The 15244-nt window shown below is 67.2% G+C and carries 16 protein-coding genes; 11 read left to right on the top strand and 5 right to left on the bottom strand.

Annotated elements, in window-relative coordinates:
- The first annotated feature begins 10 nt into the window (after positions 1–10).
- Complete coding sequence (locus AC1DDA_RS00665; RefSeq protein ID WP_476794213.1) at positions 11–1810, top strand: SLC13 family permease; 1800 nt, start codon at positions 11–13, stop codon at positions 1808–1810.
- A 21-nt stretch (positions 1811–1831) separates the two neighbouring features.
- On the opposite strand, the gene AC1DDA_RS00660 is transcribed toward AC1DDA_RS00665, so the two are convergent.
- The 3 genes from AC1DDA_RS00660 to AC1DDA_RS00650 form a co-directional block, all read right to left on the bottom strand.
- Entirely contained in the window at positions 1832–2122 is a 291-nt protein-coding gene (locus AC1DDA_RS00660) for a GlsB/YeaQ/YmgE family stress response membrane protein (RefSeq protein ID WP_476794212.1), read from the bottom strand.
- Between the two features lie 636 nt (positions 2123–2758).
- Complete coding sequence (locus tag AC1DDA_RS00655; RefSeq protein ID WP_476794211.1) at positions 2759–2998, bottom strand: hypothetical protein; 240 nt, start codon at positions 2996–2998, stop codon at positions 2759–2761.
- Positions 2995–3795 carry a class I SAM-dependent methyltransferase gene (locus AC1DDA_RS00650; RefSeq protein WP_476778379.1) on the bottom strand — a complete coding sequence of 267 codons (801 nt, stop codon included), beginning with the start codon at positions 3793–3795 and terminating at the stop codon, positions 2995–2997. The genes AC1DDA_RS00655 and AC1DDA_RS00650 overlap by 4 nt, the downstream gene beginning before the upstream one ends.
- 233 nt (positions 3796–4028) lie before the next feature.
- Between AC1DDA_RS00650 and AC1DDA_RS00645 the strand changes: the two genes are divergently transcribed.
- The 10 genes from AC1DDA_RS00645 (at position 4029) to AC1DDA_RS00600 (ending at position 12990) form a co-directional block, all read left to right on the top strand.
- On the top strand, positions 4029–4541 hold the full coding sequence (locus AC1DDA_RS00645; RefSeq protein ID WP_441513251.1) for a GAF domain-containing protein: 513 nt from the start codon (positions 4029–4031) through the stop codon (positions 4539–4541).
- A gap of 8 nt (positions 4542–4549) precedes the next feature.
- Positions 4550–4900, top strand: coding sequence for a winged helix-turn-helix domain-containing protein (locus AC1DDA_RS00640; RefSeq protein ID WP_476778378.1), 351 nt, complete (start codon positions 4550–4552; stop codon positions 4898–4900).
- Between the two features lie 335 nt (positions 4901–5235).
- Entirely contained in the window at positions 5236–6219 is a 984-nt protein-coding gene (exbB, locus tag AC1DDA_RS00635; RefSeq protein WP_476794210.1) for a tonB-system energizer ExbB, read from the top strand.
- A gap of 3 nt (positions 6220–6222) precedes the next feature.
- A complete protein-coding gene (exbD, locus tag AC1DDA_RS00630; RefSeq protein WP_476794209.1) occupies positions 6223–6675 on the top strand; it encodes a TonB system transport protein ExbD in 453 nt (150 codons plus the stop codon).
- Positions 6672–7532 carry an energy transducer TonB family protein gene (locus AC1DDA_RS00625; protein ID WP_476794208.1) on the top strand — a complete coding sequence of 287 codons (861 nt, stop codon included), beginning with the start codon at positions 6672–6674 and terminating at the stop codon, positions 7530–7532. The genes exbD and AC1DDA_RS00625 overlap by 4 nt, the downstream gene beginning before the upstream one ends.
- A 70-nt stretch (positions 7533–7602) precedes the next feature.
- A complete protein-coding gene (locus tag AC1DDA_RS00620) occupies positions 7603–7845 on the top strand; it encodes a hypothetical protein (protein ID WP_476778374.1) in 243 nt (80 codons plus the stop codon).
- Positions 7846–8232: 387 nt separating this feature from the next.
- Positions 8233–9438: an ABC transporter substrate-binding protein gene (locus AC1DDA_RS00615; RefSeq protein WP_441513257.1), complete on the top strand. Its 1206-nt coding sequence runs from the start codon at positions 8233–8235 to the stop codon at positions 9436–9438.
- 206 nt (positions 9439–9644) lie between these two features.
- Positions 9645–11510 (top strand): ABC transporter permease, encoded by a 1866-nt coding sequence (locus AC1DDA_RS00610; protein WP_476795109.1) that lies wholly within the window; start codon positions 9645–9647, stop codon positions 11508–11510.
- On the top strand, positions 11507–12280 hold the full coding sequence (locus AC1DDA_RS00605; protein ID WP_476794207.1) for an ABC transporter ATP-binding protein: 774 nt from the start codon (positions 11507–11509) through the stop codon (positions 12278–12280). The genes AC1DDA_RS00610 and AC1DDA_RS00605 overlap by 4 nt, the downstream gene beginning before the upstream one ends.
- Positions 12280–12990 carry an ABC transporter ATP-binding protein gene (locus AC1DDA_RS00600; RefSeq protein ID WP_476794206.1) on the top strand — a complete coding sequence of 237 codons (711 nt, stop codon included), beginning with the start codon at positions 12280–12282 and terminating at the stop codon, positions 12988–12990. Before AC1DDA_RS00605 ends, AC1DDA_RS00600 begins: the two co-directional genes overlap by 1 nt.
- On the opposite strand, the gene AC1DDA_RS00595 is transcribed toward AC1DDA_RS00600, so the two are convergent.
- Positions 12947–13504 carry a MarR family winged helix-turn-helix transcriptional regulator gene (locus AC1DDA_RS00595; RefSeq protein ID WP_476794205.1) on the bottom strand — a complete coding sequence of 186 codons (558 nt, stop codon included), beginning with the start codon at positions 13502–13504 and terminating at the stop codon, positions 12947–12949. The genes AC1DDA_RS00600 and AC1DDA_RS00595 overlap by 44 nt on opposite strands.
- Positions 13505–13712: 208 nt before the next feature.
- Positions 13713–15131, bottom strand: coding sequence for a M20 family metallopeptidase (locus AC1DDA_RS00590; protein WP_441513261.1), 1419 nt, complete (start codon positions 15129–15131; stop codon positions 13713–13715).
- Positions 15132–15244: the final 113 nt, after the last annotated feature.

Here is a 15244-nt window from a genome sequence, read left to right as displayed (position 1 = left end):
AGACCGCTGCGTGACACCGATCCAAAGTACCGCCGTCGTCACCGTGGCCGCGATCGTGCTGTTCACCTGGAACAGGCTTCCGGTTGTCGTGGTCGCGATCGGGGCGGCGCTGGCGCTCTGGGCCACGGGCGTGGTCACGCTCGAGCAGGCCTTCGCCGGCTTCGGCGACCGCGCCGCTGTTTTCGTCGCCAGCCTCTTCATCATCAGCGCGGCGCTGGACAAGACCGGCGTGACCGCCTGGGCGGGGCAATATCTGATTGCCAAGGCTGGCAGTGACGGGCAGACGCGTCTGCTGATCATCATCATGGTCGCGGCCGGCTGTCTCAGCGCGCTCATCAGCGGCAGCGGCTCGGTCGCAGCCCTCATGCCGGTGGCGGTCATGGCCGCGGTGCGGCTGCGCCAGTCGCCGGCCCAGCTCTTGATGCCGCTCGCCTTCGCCTCCCATGCCGGCTCCAACCTGCTGCTGACCGGAGCGCCCAAGAACATCCTGGTGTCCGAGGCGCTGGAGGATGCCGGCCTGCAGGGGTTCGCTTTTGCCGAGTTCGCGCTCGTCGGCCTGCCGCTGCTGGCGGGCACGATGGCGATCATCCTGCTGCTGGGCAAACGCCTGCTGCCGCAGCAGAGTAGCGCGCGGCTGCCGGCCGATTTTAGCCGGCATGCTCAGACTCTCGTTGAGCATTACGGGCTAAGCGACGGGATTTTCAGGCTGCGCGTGCGCTCGACCTCCTCCTATATCGGTGTCAGCCCGCTCGAGGTCGATCTCAACGCGGACGGGCGGCTCGGCCTGATGGCCGTGCAGGCGGGAGCTTCCGGCACACCATTGCGGGCGCCGGCCATTTCCGAGGGGGACTATCTCCTCGTGCGCGGCGATGCGGAGGCCGTCGCGACGCTGGCAGCCGACAAGCATCTCGCCCTGCGCGACGACCCTTCTCAGAAAGGCTTGTTCAGCCGCCGCTCGGGGCTGGCGGAGGTGGTGATTCCGCCGCGCTCGGCACTGATCGGCCGTGCGCTCTTTCCGGGAATGGTAACGGACAGCGGCGATCTCGTCGTGCTGGCCGTCCAGCGCGCGGGGGTCGATCTGGAGCCGGGCGATGCTCTCTTGGCCGGCGATACGCTGCTGCTCGAAGGCAGTTGGGAAGCGCTCGATCTCCAGCTCGACGATCCCGACGTGCTCGTCGTCAACTCGCCCGACCTCGTCCGGCGCCAGGCCGTGCCGATGGGCGCGGGCGCCGGAGTGGCGCTGGCGGTGCTGACCTGCCTCGTCGCAGCGCTCGCGACGGGCATCCTGCCGCCGGCCGTCGCCGGGCTGCTCGGTGCCGGGGCCCTTATCGCCGCCGGCATCATGACCGTCGAGCAGGCTTACCGTGCGATCAACTGGACGACGGTGATCCTGATCGCGGCGATGATGCCGCTCTCCACAGCGATGGTGCAGTCGGGCGCGGCCAAGGTCGTGGCCGACCATCTCGTGGCTCTGACGGGCGGGGCAGGGCCTATCGTCTTCCTCGCCGGCCTCTTCGTGCTGACGGCGAGCCTCGGCCAGGTCATGAGCAACACCGCGACGACGATGCTGGTCATTCCGATCGCAATGGCCGCCGCGGCCGGCATGGGCGTATCGCCGCGGCCGGTGCTGATGAGCCTGTGCGTCGCCGGCTCGGCCTCGTTCCTGACCCCGATCGCGACCGCGACCAACATGATGGTCATGGGGCCGGGCGGCTACAGCTTCAACAGCTACTGGAAGCTCGGCACACCGCTGATGCTGTGGTTCTTCGTAATGGCGGTCTTTTACGTACCGCTGATCTGGCGATTCTGAAGGGTTGCCGGCGCCCCGACCTCAGGCCGAAGGCCCTTCAAAACGCTTCCAGCCCCAGAGGCCGACGAGCACGATCAGCGACCCGACAAAAGCTGCGACCACATCCCTGAGCGAAATCGCGATGTTGTCGAGACCCGGCAGGATCTGAAACCAGCGGAAGAGCAGTCCGCCGACCACGGCGCCCGCCAGACCCACGGCGAGATTCCGCAGGAGGCCGAAGCCGCGCTTGTCCCATTTGATCGTGAGGCCGGCGAGGCCGCCGCCGATCACCCCGATGATGATCCAGACAATCACATGATCGAGCGTCTGCATGTTCCCCCCCAAGTCGCGATCGATGGCGGGACGACGTTCGCTCTGGCCGCCCGCAGAAACAACGCTAGAGCATCGCCGCACGTCTTCGATACGCGGAAATGCTCTAGTTCTTTGTTTTACCGCATTTTCTTCACGCGAGACGATACCCGCTACGCTCGAAAATGCTTTAGAAAGAGACCCAGTGGCACCGGCGAACAGGCCTTCCCCACCGATCCCAATGGGTCCGGCAAACCCGCCGACGGCGGCGATTATGGCGGTGCCAGTGCCGATAGTGATGCCGGCGGTGGACCGGGTGGCCCCTGCGATTCTGGGACCAGTCGATCGGTGTCCCGTCGGGCAGCCTGAGTTCCAGGTCCGGCGATGGCGTCGGCTGCCGCGGCGCCGCTTCGGCCTCGCGGGCCGGTAGGGCCAGGGCGGACCCCGTTGCAAGGGCAAGCAATCCGAGCAGAAATGAACGTCGTTCCATGGGATACGCTCCAGACTGGCTTCGGAACTGATAATGTAGAGCGTCCGAAGAGCCGGGCCAACATCTTCGGCACCTTGCAGGGCCGCTTTCAAACCATGTCGTTACCGGAACATCTTGGTCAGAATCGCCGCGACATGCCGCAGGGCGACATCCTTCAAGCGTCGCCGGTGCTAGGCGATATGGAGCGAGAAGCCCAGCACCGCAGCGGCGACGGAAACGAAACCAGCCCCTCGCAGGGCGCGCGACGGCAGCAGGGCGTCCAGGTCCGAGCCGTGCAGCAGTGTCTGGACCAACTGGAAATTCGGCACGACGAAGCCGACGCGCCGCGTCAGGCCGCGGCTGACGAGTTTCGCCTCGGGAGCGATGGATCGCGGAAACGCCTGCACCTCGCCAGAAAGTCGCTGTGTCACGGCCGCGCGACGACGAGGCGCAGCGAACCTTCGAAGCTCGGCTGGCTGCGCAGGAAGCCGTAGCACGAATCCCAGGCTCCGGATTCGAGGTCGCCCTGCAGATGGGCAATCGAGGCGGCGCTCTCGGCTTCGCTGACGAAGCTCCAGGCTGAGCAGGCCGAACGAGCGCCCGGCTCCAGGAAGAGTTCCGGCCGGCCGTAATAGGCCTCGTTGAAGCCGTCGCGGCAGGCGAGGGGGATCGGCACCGCGACGATCTCGACATCGCCGCCCAGGACCTTGCCGATATGGCCGAGCGAGGGATAGCGCCGCGCCTCCGTCGCCAGAACCTTGGGGGCATAGTGGTTGAGCCAGAAAGCCTCGACCAGCTCCGGGTCGCAGGAGAGGATGACGACGGGGCCGCGGGTCACGCGGCGCATCTCGCGCAGGCCGGCATCGAGATCCTGCCATTGATGCACGGTGAAGGTCGCCATGCTCGCGTCGAAGGCTTTGTCGGGAAAGGGCAGATTCGCGGCTGTCGCATCGATCGCCACGGCAATATCGGCCGGCCGCTGCGCCCGCATCGAGGCGGAAGGCTCGACCGCCGTGACGTCGCGGTTGCGCGGCTCATAGGAGCCTGCGCCGGCCCCGACATTGAGGATGCGACCGGCCGGGCCGAGCGCGCTCTCGATCAGCGCGGCGATAGCCGGCTCCGGTTGCCGATAGGAGGCATAGCCCTGGCCGATCCGGCCGTAATCGGCATCTCCCGCGCTGCCATCGGCGCGGCGCAGGCTGGTGGCGGCATTGAGGTCAGTGGTCATTCAGGGCCTCCGAGGCCATGGATTGCCAGAACGGCAGGATATGGTCCCGCGTCAGCAGGGCGGTCGCAATGCGCAGCCGCCGGGTCGTCCCGATCAAAGGTCGATTCCCTTTCAGATGGCGCGGGGGAGGATTGCCATGACGCGCGCTCCTTCGGAAAGGGCTTTGGCGCCGGCCTGTCGATGGTGGTAGGACAGCCATCGGACTTCAAAGCCCTTCAGCGAGACGCAGGACCATGTTCGAGGCACAGCGCATCGACACGACCGACAAGGCCGCATTCTATGACGAGCTGACGACGCAGCTCGAAGCCCTGCTCACCGGGGAGAGCGACCCGATCGCCAACGCGGCCAACACCTCGGCGCTGCTCTACCAGATGATGCCGGAGCTGAACTGGGCCGGTTTCTATCTGATGCGGAACGGGGAACTCGTACTCGGGCCCTTCCAGGGCAAGCCGGCCTGCGTGCGTATTCCCGTCGGGAAGGGCGTCTGCGGAGCCGCAGTCGAGCGCCGTGCCTCGGTTCTCGTCGAGGATGTCCATGCTTTTCCCGGCCATATCGCCTGCGATTCGGCCTCCCGCTCGGAGCTTGTCGTCCCGCTGATCGGCCGTGACGGCGTCATCGGCGTCATCGATCTCGACAGCCCCTCGGTCGCGCGTTTCGACGCCGCCGATCAGGCCGGGATCGAGCGCATCGCCGCGATCTATCTTGCCGCCTGCGGCGAGGGCGCCCGTCTCGCCAAAGCTTCCTGAGCCGAGCGGTGCCCTCGCTTAGCCTGCGCATCCAGCTCGATCCCGAGGGGCGGATCGGCCCCGGCAAGATCGAGCTGCTCGAGCAGATCGCGGCGCAGGGCTCTATCTCGGCTGCGGGCAGGGCGATGGCGATGTCCTATCGGCGGGCCTGGGAACTGGTCGAGGAGCTGAATACCCTGTTTGGCAAGCCTGTCGTCGAGCGCCAGACCGGCGGCCGCAATGGCGGCGGAGCCCGCGTGACCGATCTCGGTCAGGCCCTGATCACGCGCTTCCGGGCCGTCGAGCAGGCCGCTACCGCAGCCGCAAGCGAACACCTTGCCGCGCTTCAGGCCGAGATCGACCGGCCGACGAATTCCTGAAGCGCAAGCCGGCGCCCGGCCTCGCATCCATCGAAGAACGGATATGCGGAAACGTCCGGGCCGGTTTGGGCGCCGGAAAGACGACTGCGCACAGACACGGCTCTAAGCTAGTCAGCCTTGACATTCTCAGCCTATTCGAACAGGCGTATCGCATATGCAGAATGAGTTCTGCAGGTCTTTTTTGTAATTTTTCTAATGAGGAAGCGGCGGGGCCTAAGTATTCGGAATGATTTCTTGGCACGAGGCCGATGGCCGTGTGCAGAGAGCGCAAACCGGAAGACTCCGAGCCGGCAGCAGCTGGGTAAGCTTACCTCCAGCGAAGACTGGACTTGGTTATGATGCGTGCGTTTCGTCTGGCTCTCGTCGCGGCGGGTCTCTCGGCGCTGTCCGGGCTTGCCGTCCACGCTCAGGAGGCTCCCGCTGCTCAGGTCCAGTCGGCCACCCCGACCAATCCGCTGCCCGCGGTTCCGCCTCAGTTCGGCATCAATCCGCCAAGCACCGCGCATCCGCCGCTGACGACGGAGGCTCCATCGGCGCCCACTGCCGCGCCGGCTGTGGCGGCGGTGCTGCCGCACGACCTGTCGCCCTGGGGCATGTTCATGGCTGCCGACATCGTCGTGAAGGCCGTGATGCTCGGCCTCGCCTTCGCCTCGCTGGTCACCTGGACGATCTGGCTCGCGAAGGCGATGGAACTCGCCGGCGCGAAGGCCGCGGCCGGCCGGGCACTGCGCCGTATCGAGGCGGCGGACAGTCTCGGCGCTGCGGCCAGCGCTGCAGCTTCGAAGAGCGGCAAGCTGCGCGGCGCCGTCGGCGAACTCCTCACGGCAGCGCTCTCCGAGACCCGGCGCTCGGCCGATCTCGGTGAGGACGGCACCAAGGAGCGCGTCGCCATCGCCCTGTCGCGGATCGAGGCCCGTGCCGGCCGCTCCATGGCGCGCGGAACAGGACTGCTCGCGACCATCGGCTCGACGGCACCTTTCGTCGGCCTGTTCGGCACGGTCTGGGGCATCATGAACGCGTTCATCGGCATCAGCCAGGCGAAGACGACCAATCTCGCCGTGGTGGCGCCCGGCATCGCCGAGGCGCTGCTGGCGACCGCGATCGGCCTCGTCGCGGCGATCCCCGCCGTCATCATCTACAACGTCTTCGCTCGTGCGATCACCGGCTATCGCGCCACGCTTTCGGATGCTTCCGGCGAGATCCTGCGCCATCTCTCGCGCGATCTCGAGCGGCGCCATCGCGCCGTCGCGGCCACTCCCCGTTCGGCCTCCTCCTCGGCGGCCGCGGCCGCCTCCGCCCCGCTCGTGCCGGCGGAGTGAGCCATGGCCATTTCCCTCAAGGACCCGCAGGATGGCGATCTCGGCGAAGTCAGTGACATCAACGTCACGCCCTTCATCGACGTGATCCTGGTTCTGCTGATCATCTTCATGGTCGCAGCACCGCTCTCGACCGTCGACGTCGCCGTCGATCTGCCGGTGTCTAATGCGCAGCCGCAGCCCCGGCCGGACACGCCCGTCTTCCTCACCGTCAAGGGCGATCTCTCGCTGGCGTTGGGGAACGACTCCTTGTCCCGCGAGGCGCTGCAGGCCGCGCTCGACCAGCGCACGAACCGGGACCGCGAGCAGCGCGTATTTCTCCGCGCCGACGGCACCGTCGCCTATCGTGAGCTGATGGAGGTGATGAACCTGCTGCGTAACGCCGGCTATCTCAAGATCGCTCTCGTCGGCCTCGAGGATACCGGACAGGGCGCTGCCGCGGCGGGGGCTAAGCCATGAGCCTGGAACGCCGCTCCCTGTCGCGCTTCGCCCCGGCCGCGCTGCGCTGGAGCGTGGCGGCGCTCGTCGTCGCGAGTGCCCATGGTACGGCTGGCTGGGTCGCGGCGAACTGGCAGCGCGCCGAGGCTGCGATGGGCTCGCCGCCCGCCGCCGTCATGATCGAGCTTGCGCCGCTCGCCGTCGCGCCCGCTTCGGCACAGCCGGATATCGCGCCGGGGCCGGAGATGGTCGAGGCGCAGCCCGAGCCTGAGCCGCCGACGCCAGAGCCTGTCGAGCAGCCCAAGGAGCCAGAGCCGCCGCCGCCGGAGCCCGAGCCGGTCGCGATTCCGGAACCCGAGATCAAGATTCCAGAACTGCCGCCGCTGCCTGACGCTGCCGCCGTGCTGACGCCACCGCCGAAGGAGCAGCCGAAGCTGCCGGAGGTGAAGCCGAAGCCCAGGCCCAAGCCGAAAGTGGTCGAGCGGCGCAAGCCGGTGAACCCGGACAAGCCGAAGGCGGAGCAGACCACGGCGCCGATCGCACAGGCGCAGGCCGCCCCGCAGGCCGCGGCGCCTGCCTCGGGTGCCTCGACCGCTGCGCCGGCCGCCAATGCCAGCTGGCGGGGCTCGTTGATCGCCCATCTCAACCGCTTCAAGCGCTTCCCGAACGGCGCCAGTCCCGGTACCGTGCAGGTTGCGTTCAGCATCGACCGGGGCGGCCGGGTCCTGTCGGCGCGGCTGGTCCGTGGCTCTGGGGATGCGGCTCTGGACGAGGAGGCGGTCGCAATGATCAGGCGGGCGAGCCCCGTGCCAGCGCCGCCGGACGGGATCGGCGGCAGCGCGATCGCGCTTGCGGTGCCCGTCCGGTTCTCGCGCTGAGGCAGATGGGGAACCCGGACGCCATTTGCGCGTCGTCGCGTTCGCAGCCAGTGCGCAAAGGAGACGCGCCATGGATATCGGAAAGCTCGCAGCCGGCGCTCTTCTGGCGGTCGCCTGCAGCGGCTGCGTAACGGAAGCCGAGCTGCGCGCGGCAGACGAGGCGCGCTGCCACTCATTCGGCTTCCGCACATCGAGCGAAGGCTTTGCGAACTGCCTGCTGCAGCTCGATCTCAATCGTGCCGCGGATCGGCGCGCCCGCTTCGACCGATACGATGCACCGCCCGGTTGGTATTACGGCCGCAATTGGTGGTGAGCTAACCACCTTCCAGACAAGAAAAAAGGGCCACGCCCGAAAGCGCAGCCCAAGTCTAGGGAGGAAACGCCCAAGGAGGGCGACGCAACATCTCTGCTGCGCTGCGCACTAGATAGGAGCGTCACCTCGCTCCCGCAAGAGGAAAAGGGCAGCAGCACTGACTTATTTTTCAGCTGCGATTAATCTCTTGATATCAAAAAGTTTTCTTGAAATTTGCGGCGGCGGCGATGAGTTTCTCGGCAGTCCTGCTTCTGCTGCATTGCCGAGACGCTGTTGACAATCGGTTGGCATCGATTTTCATATGCATGCAAATGAATCCGCTCCTGCCGCATCGCGTGGCGGGTGGTATCGGCGCGCAACGCGGCCGAAGCGGGCAAGGACAGCCTGATGCAGATCGATCGTCGCAGTTTCATCGCCGGCGTCGCCGCCGTCGGGGCTCCGGGCTTGGTGCGCGCCCAGGGGGCCGGGCCGATCCGCATCGGCGAGATCAACTCCTATACCGCCCAGCCGGCCTTTCTGAAACCCTATCGGCAGGCCTGGGAATTGGCACAGGAGCAGATCAACGCCGCAGGCGGCGTGCTCGGCCGCAAGCTCGAGACCGTCTTCCGCGACGATGCCGGCAAGCCGGAGGACGCGGTCCGCCACGCCGCCGACCTTGCCACGGCCGAGAAGGTCGACATCATCGCCGGCGGCTTCCTCTCCAATGTCGGCCTGGCGCTCGCCGACTACGCCAATCAGAACAAGCGGCTCTACGTCGCCTCCGAACCGCTGGCCGACGCGCTCGTCTGGTCGAAGGGCAACCGCTACACCTTCCGCCTGCGGCCCTCGACCTACATGCAGGCGGCGATGCTGGTCGAGGAGGCGGCGAAGCTCCCGGCGAAGAAATGGGCGATCGTCGCTCCCAACTACGAATACGGCCAGTCGGCGGTGAAATGGTTCAAGGAGCTGCTCCTCAAGGCGCGCCCAGACGTGACCTTCGTCGCCGAGCAGTTTCCGGCGCTCGGCCGGATCGATGCCGGCGCCACCGTCCAGGCGCTGGAAGCCGCCAAGCCTGAGGCGATCTTCAACGTCACCTTCGCGGTCGACCTCGCCAATTTCGTCCGCGCCGGCAATACGCGCGGCCTGTTCGAGGGGCGCCAGGTCGTCTCGATGCTGACCGGCGAGCCCGAATATCTCGACACGCTCGGCGCCGAGACGCCGGAAGGCTGGATCATCACCGGCTATCCCCATGCCGACCTGCAGACGCCGGAGCACGTCAAATTCCGAGACGCCTACAAGGCAAAGTACAACGACTATCCCCGCCTGGGCTCGGTCGTCGGCTACGAGACGGTGCAGGCCATCGCTGCGGCGCTGGCGAAGGCCGGCTCGACCGACAACGAGAAGCTCGTCGACGCCTTCGAGGGGCTGAAGATGACCTCGGCCTTCGGCCCGATCGAGTTCCGCAAGATCGACCACCAATCGACGCTCGGCGCCTATGTCGGCAAGAGCGCGCTCCGGAACGGCAAGGGCGTGATGGTCGACTGGAGCTATCGCGACGGCGCCAAGTACCTGCCGAGCGACGACGAGGTCCGCAAGCTGCGGCCGGCGGTCTGAGGGCGTTGAAAGCCAGCGCGTCATGCTCGGGCTTGACCCGAGCATCTCTTGACGCATGAGGCTCCCGAGCCTCTTTCGGCGGACGATTCTCGGGTCTACGCTGCGCTTCGCCCGAGAATGACGGAGCGAAGCGCCGGCATCACCGGATGCCACCACCGCTAAGATCCCCACCGTCTGAGACCTATCGCTTTGCCCGAGACGACATGCTGGATCTCGTCCTCACCCAGACCCTGAACGGCCTGGCTTCGGCGTCGTCGCTGTTCCTGGTGGCGTGCGGGCTGTCGATTATCTTCGGCGTCACGCGCATCGTGAACTTCGCCCATGGCTCCCTCTACATGCTGGGCGGCTATCTCGCCTGGACGCTGGTGACTTGGTTCGGCCCGGCTGATCCCTTGGGCTTCTGGGGCGGCGTGATCCTGGCCGTGCTGCTCACCGGGGTCGTCGGCGTGCTGATCGAGGTCGCGATCCTCAGGCGGATCTATCAGGCGCCCGAGCTGTTCCAACTGCTCGCGACCTTCGGCGTCGTGCTGATGCTGCAGGACATCGCGCTGGCGACATGGGGCCCCGAGGACAAACTCGGCCCGCGCGCACCGGGCTTCCGCAGTTTCGTCATCCTGTTCGACAACCGTTTCCCGAGCTACGATCTGCTTCTGATCGCGGTCGGCCCGGTCGTGCTCGGCCTGATCTGGCTGCTGTTCCATCGCACGCGCTGGGGCGTGCTGATCCGGGCAGCGACTGAAGACCGCGAGATGGTCAGCGCGCTCGGCGTCAACCAGCGCCTGCTCTTCACCTCGGTCTTTGCCTTTGGCTCTGCGCTGGCGGGACTTGGCGGCGCCCTCCAGCTCCCGCGCGAGGCGATCAACCTGCATATGGACCTGTCGATGATCGCGGAGGCCTTCGTCGTCGTGGTTGTCGGTGGGCTCGGCAGCGTGACCGGAGCCTATCTCGCCGCCGTGCTGATCGGCGTGTTCCACGCCTTCGGCATCCTGATCCTCCCCAAGATCACGCTGGTGCTGGTCTTCCTGGTGATGGCGGTGGTGCTGATCGCCAGGCCCCACGGCTTGCTCGGCAAAGCCGGCGCCGAGCCGCGCGGCCATGCCGGCCAGCTCTTCCTGCTGCGCCCGGCCGATGGCGCGGCCAAGCCGTTTGGCACTGTCGCGCTTGCCCTGCTGGTCATCGCGCCGCTCGTCGTGCCCGATCATTTCGTCCTGACGCTGACCGATCTGGTGATCTTCGCGGTCTTCGCCGCCTCGCTGCATCTGCTGATGGGGCCGGGCGGCATCATCTCATTCGGCCATGCCGCCTATTTCGGCCTCGGGGCCTATGGCGCGGCGCTGGCGGTAAAATGGCTGGGCGCATCGATGGAGCCTGCGCTCGTCTTCGCGCCCCTGATGGCCGGCGTCGCCGGGGCGATCTTCGGCTGGTTCTGCGTGCGGCTCTCGGGCGTCTACTTGGCCATGCTGACGCTGGCCTTCGCCCAGATCGCCTGGGCGACGGCCTTCCAATGGGTAGATCTGACCGGCGGCGACAACGGTATTCTCGGCGTTTGGCCCTCGGCCTGGGCAGTCTCGAAGACCGCGTTCTACTATCTCGCGCTGGCCACCGCCGTGCTTGTGATCCTGGCCCTGCGCCTCATCATCTTCGCACCCTTCGGCTACGCCCTGCGCGCCGGCCGCGACAGCCCCTTGCGGGCGGAGGCGATCGGTCTCGATGTCGGGCGCCTGCAATGGGCCGCCTTCGTCATCGCCGCGATCGCGGCCGGTATCGCCGGGGGGCTCTTCGCCTTCTCGAAGGGCTCGGTCTTCCCCACCTATATGGCGATCCCGCGCTCGGTCGACGCGCTGCTGATGGTGTTGCTCGGCGGCGTGCAGACGGTTGCCGGGCCGGTCGTCGGCGCCTTCGCTTATATGGGACTGAACGAACAGCTCGCGAAGATGACGGCCTATTGGCGCTTCGGCCTCGGGCTGTCGATCGTGCTGTTGGTCGTCCTGTTCCCGCGAGGCTTGGTGGGCACCTGGCTGTTCTGGCGCGCCCGGCGGGACAGCGCGGCGCAAGCGGCCGTGGCGGCATGACCCCACCCATGGCCCCCGTGCTGGAAGCACGCGACCTCGCCCGATCCTTCGGCGGGGTGAAAGCAGTCGATGGGGTGTCCTTCTCGGTCGCGGCCGGGCGGCTGGTCGCGCTGATCGGCCCCAATGGCGCGGGCAAGACGACTTGCTTCAACATGCTGAACGGGCAGCTCAAGCCGGATCGCGGCGAGGTCCTTCTCGCTGGCCAGCCGATCACCGGGCTCGAACCGCGCAAGATCTGGCGCCTCGGCGTCGGCCGCACCTTCCAGATCACCGCGACCTTCGCCTCGATGACAGTGCGCGAGAACGTCCAGATGGCGCTGATTTCACATGCCGGCGAAAGCTGGCGCCCCTTCGGCCGCGCCAACGGGCGCCACAGCGAGGCGGCGGACGCGCTGCTTGATCAGGTCGGCATGATCAAGCAGGCGGAGCGCGCCTGCGGCGTGCTGGCCTATGGCGACCTGAAGCGCGTCGAGCTTGCGGTCGCGCTCGCCAATGCGCCAAAACTCCTGCTGATGGACGAGCCGACCGCCGGCATGGCGCCGCAGGAGCGCATCGCGCTGATGGCGCTCACCGCCCGCATCGCCAGGGAGCGCGGCATCGCCGTGCTGTTCACAGAGCACGACATGGATGTCGTCTTCGCCCATGCCGACCGCGTGCTGGTGCTCGACCGCGGCCGGCTGATCGCAGCCGGGACCAGCGCCGAGGTCCGCAATGACCGCCAAGTGCGCGCCGTCTATCTCGGCTCCGGCGCGACTTCGGGAGGCCACTAATGGCGGCGCTCCTCGAACTCGCCGGCGTCGAGGCCTGGTATGGCCGCGCCAAGATCCTGCACGGCGTCGGCTTTTCGGTGGGACAGGGCGAGGTCGTCGCGCTGATGGGGCGCAACGGCGCCGGCAAGTCGACGACGATGAAGACGGTGATGGGGCTGGTGCCGCAGCCGCAGGGTTCGATCCGCTTCGAAGGCAAGGAGATCGCCGGGCGCGAGCCCTTCGCCATCGCCCGGCTCGGCATCGGCTATGTGCCGGAGGACCGGCGCGTCTTCTCCGAGCTGACGGTGATGGAGAATCTCGAAGTCGGCCGCCAGCCGCGACGGGTCGGCGCCCCGCATTGGACGCCGGAGCGGCTCTTCGACCTCTTCCCCAATCTAGGCCGCATGCGCGATCGGCCGGGCGGCGCGATGTCCGGCGGCGAGCAGCAGATGCTGACCATCGCCCGCACGCTGATGGGCAATCCCCGCCTGCTGCTGCTCGACGAACCCTCCGAAGGATTGGCTCCCGTCATCGTCGAGGCCATGGCGCAGACGATCCGCGTGCTGAAGGGCGAGGGGTTATCGGTGCTGCTCTCCGAGCAGAATCTGCACTTCGCCGGCAGCATCGCCGACCGTGCCGTCATCATCGAGAAGGGGCTGATCCGCTTCGACGATACGATGGCCGCTCTCAAGACCGACGAGGCGGCGCGGAGCCAGTATCTGGCGGTTTGAAGCCGGCGAGCAGCCGCCGCATAACGTCGAGCAATGGCTCGATCTCGCGCTCGGCCATCGGCTCGAGCGCGGCGACGGTGATCGCCTTGGCGTGCTCGACATAATCAGGAAGCAACTCGCGGCCGCGCGCGCCGAGCTGCACCAGCACGCGGCGCTTGTCGTCGGGATCGTGCAGGCGCTCGACCAGCCCGCGTTCGGCAAGCCGGGTCACCACTCCCCGGATGGTCGCGGGGTCCATAGCCGTCATGCGGCCGAGCTGGTTCTGGGAAATCCGGCCATCGGCTGCGAGGCGGCACAGCACCGCGAATTGTGGCGGCGTCGGCCCATCCTGGCCCATCATCTCCAGGAACATCGCGACATAGCGCTGCTGCATCTGCCGCAGCAGGAAGCCGAACTGCTCGTCCAGCACATAGCCGGCGAGATCGACCGGTTCGGGAGTGGCGGAATCAGCCTGACCACTGGCCGAGCGATGATGCCGGCCCAGTCCGTCGTCCGACTCGTCTGCGCGATCCATGGCTGCTCCGGGCGGCGATTCTGCCGGCTGGCCGGCAGGGTCATTGTCCCGGATCATATGTATTCATTCAATCGCGCAGGCTAGCGCACCACAGCCGTCATGCTCGGGCTTGACCCGAGCATATCATGAAGGAAGGGCGCATCTATCGGTGCGAGATTCTCGGGTCACCGCTGGGCGGCGCCCGAGAATGACGGCAAGCCCGTCGCTATCAGCCCAGCGACATCGTCAGCGGCGGCTTCACTTCGGGCGGCAGCGGCGAGGTGTAGCCTTCCTTGCCGAGGCGCGCCTTGTGATCGGCCTTGGCGGCCTCCATCAGGGCGGGGTCGCTGAGCACGGCGGCGCCTGTCGCAGCCATCGCCTTGGCGACATGGACCATCGCCTTGTGCGCGGCCGGCGACTTGCCCTGCGCCACCACCTGCCAAGTGTGGAACGGCGTGCCCATCGCGACGGTCGGCGCATGGGCCTGCACGGTCGGCACCGCCCAGCTCACATCGCCGATATCGGTCGAGCCGATGGCCGGGTTGCGCTTGGCATCGCGCGGCACGAGGAAGTCGGCGAGCGGCGCGCCGCTATCCGGCATGCCGACGGTGCGCCAGATCGAGGCGATCTCCTGCGGCGAGAGCGTCGCTCGAATCTTCTCGGCATAGGCCTTGTCGGCGTCGTCGAAATGCGGCGCGCCGAGATCCTCCATCACCTTGTGCATGGCTTCTTCGAGCGGCGTGTTGGCGACGAGGTCGGAGACGGCGCTGACGATCCGCATCTCCATCTTGGTTTCCGTCATCAACGCAGCACCTTCCGCGATCTTCTTCACGCGCTGCACGAGCTCCAACATGCCGCGCAGGTCACGCGCACGGATCGAGTAGCGGACCCGCGCATGGGCCTGCACGACGTTCGGCGCGATGCCGCCAGTGTCGAGCAGCGCGTAGTGGACGCGCGCATCGGACGGCATGTGCTCGCGCATATAGTTCACGCCGACATTCATCAGCTCGACGGCGTCGAGCGCCGAGCGGCCGAGATGGGGCGCCGCCGCCGCGTGCGAGGCGCGGCCGGTGAAGACGAAATCGGCGCGGGTATTGGCCAGCGCCAGCGCCGGGGCGACCTCCCAGAAGCTCGACGGGTGCCAGCTAATCGCAACATCGGCGTCGTCGAAGGCGCCGGCGCGGACCATGAAGGCCTTGGCGGCGCCGCCTTCCTCGGCCGGGCAGCCATAGTAGCGCACGCGGCCGGGAATCTTGTTCTCGGCCAGCCAGTCCTTCATCGCGACGGCAGCGAGCATCGCGGCGGAGCCGAGCAGGTTGTGACCGCAGCCATGGCCATGGCCGTTGGTCTCGATTTCCTTGTGCTCGGCGAGGCCAGCTTCCTGCGAGAGGCCGGGCAGGGCGTCGTATTCGCCGAGGAAGGCGATGACCGGGCCGCCTTCGCCGGCCTCGCCGATCACGGCGGTCGGGATATCCGCGACATTCTCGGTGATCTTGAAGCCCTGGTGCTTCAGCTCGGCGATATGCTCGGCGACCGAGCGCTTCTCGGTGTAGCACACCTCCGGCATGCCCCAGACCCGGTCGCTCAGCGCGATCAGTCGCTCCTTGTTCGCATCGACATGCCGCCAGAGATCGTTTCGATTGTCCATTGTCGTTCCGCCTGGAGAACGCCTGGGCGCTCCCCGTCTTTCGTTGAGAGGCGGATTCCCCGACGGGGCCGATGCAGCCGGGCCGGACCCGCCTCTGGTGGGCAGCGGCATAT

This window comes from Allobosea sp. 10N428 (assembly GCF_056394545.1).
This window is presented reverse-complemented; position numbering and strand designations above follow the sequence as displayed.

Excerpts from the sequence above, each read along its gene's own strand:
- AC1DDA_RS00660 (WP_476794212.1), bottom strand. The coding sequence starts at position 2,122 with ATGCAGACGCTCGATCATGTGATTGTCTGGATCATCATCGGGGTGATC.
- AC1DDA_RS00650 (WP_476778379.1), bottom strand. The coding sequence starts at position 3,795 with ATGACCACTGACCTCAATGCCGCCACCAGCCTGCGCCGCGCCGATGGC.
- AC1DDA_RS00645 (WP_441513251.1), top strand. The coding sequence starts at position 4,029 with ATGTTCGAGGCACAGCGCATCGACACGACCGACAAGGCCGCATTCTAT.
- exbB (WP_476794210.1), top strand. The coding sequence starts at position 5,236 with ATGATGCGTGCGTTTCGTCTGGCTCTCGTCGCGGCGGGTCTCTCGGCG.
- exbD (WP_476794209.1), top strand. The coding sequence starts at position 6,223 with ATGGCCATTTCCCTCAAGGACCCGCAGGATGGCGATCTCGGCGAAGTC.
- AC1DDA_RS00625 (WP_476794208.1), top strand. The coding sequence starts at position 6,672 with ATGAGCCTGGAACGCCGCTCCCTGTCGCGCTTCGCCCCGGCCGCGCTG.
- AC1DDA_RS00620 (WP_476778374.1), top strand. The coding sequence starts at position 7,603 with ATGGATATCGGAAAGCTCGCAGCCGGCGCTCTTCTGGCGGTCGCCTGC.
- AC1DDA_RS00615 (WP_441513257.1), top strand. The coding sequence starts at position 8,233 with ATGCAGATCGATCGTCGCAGTTTCATCGCCGGCGTCGCCGCCGTCGGG.
- AC1DDA_RS00605 (WP_476794207.1), top strand. The coding sequence starts at position 11,507 with ATGACCCCACCCATGGCCCCCGTGCTGGAAGCACGCGACCTCGCCCGA.
- AC1DDA_RS00600 (WP_476794206.1), top strand. The coding sequence starts at position 12,280 with ATGGCGGCGCTCCTCGAACTCGCCGGCGTCGAGGCCTGGTATGGCCGC.
- AC1DDA_RS00595 (WP_476794205.1), bottom strand. The coding sequence starts at position 13,504 with ATGGATCGCGCAGACGAGTCGGACGACGGACTGGGCCGGCATCATCGC.
- AC1DDA_RS00590 (WP_441513261.1), bottom strand. The coding sequence starts at position 15,131 with ATGGACAATCGAAACGATCTCTGGCGGCATGTCGATGCGAACAAGGAG.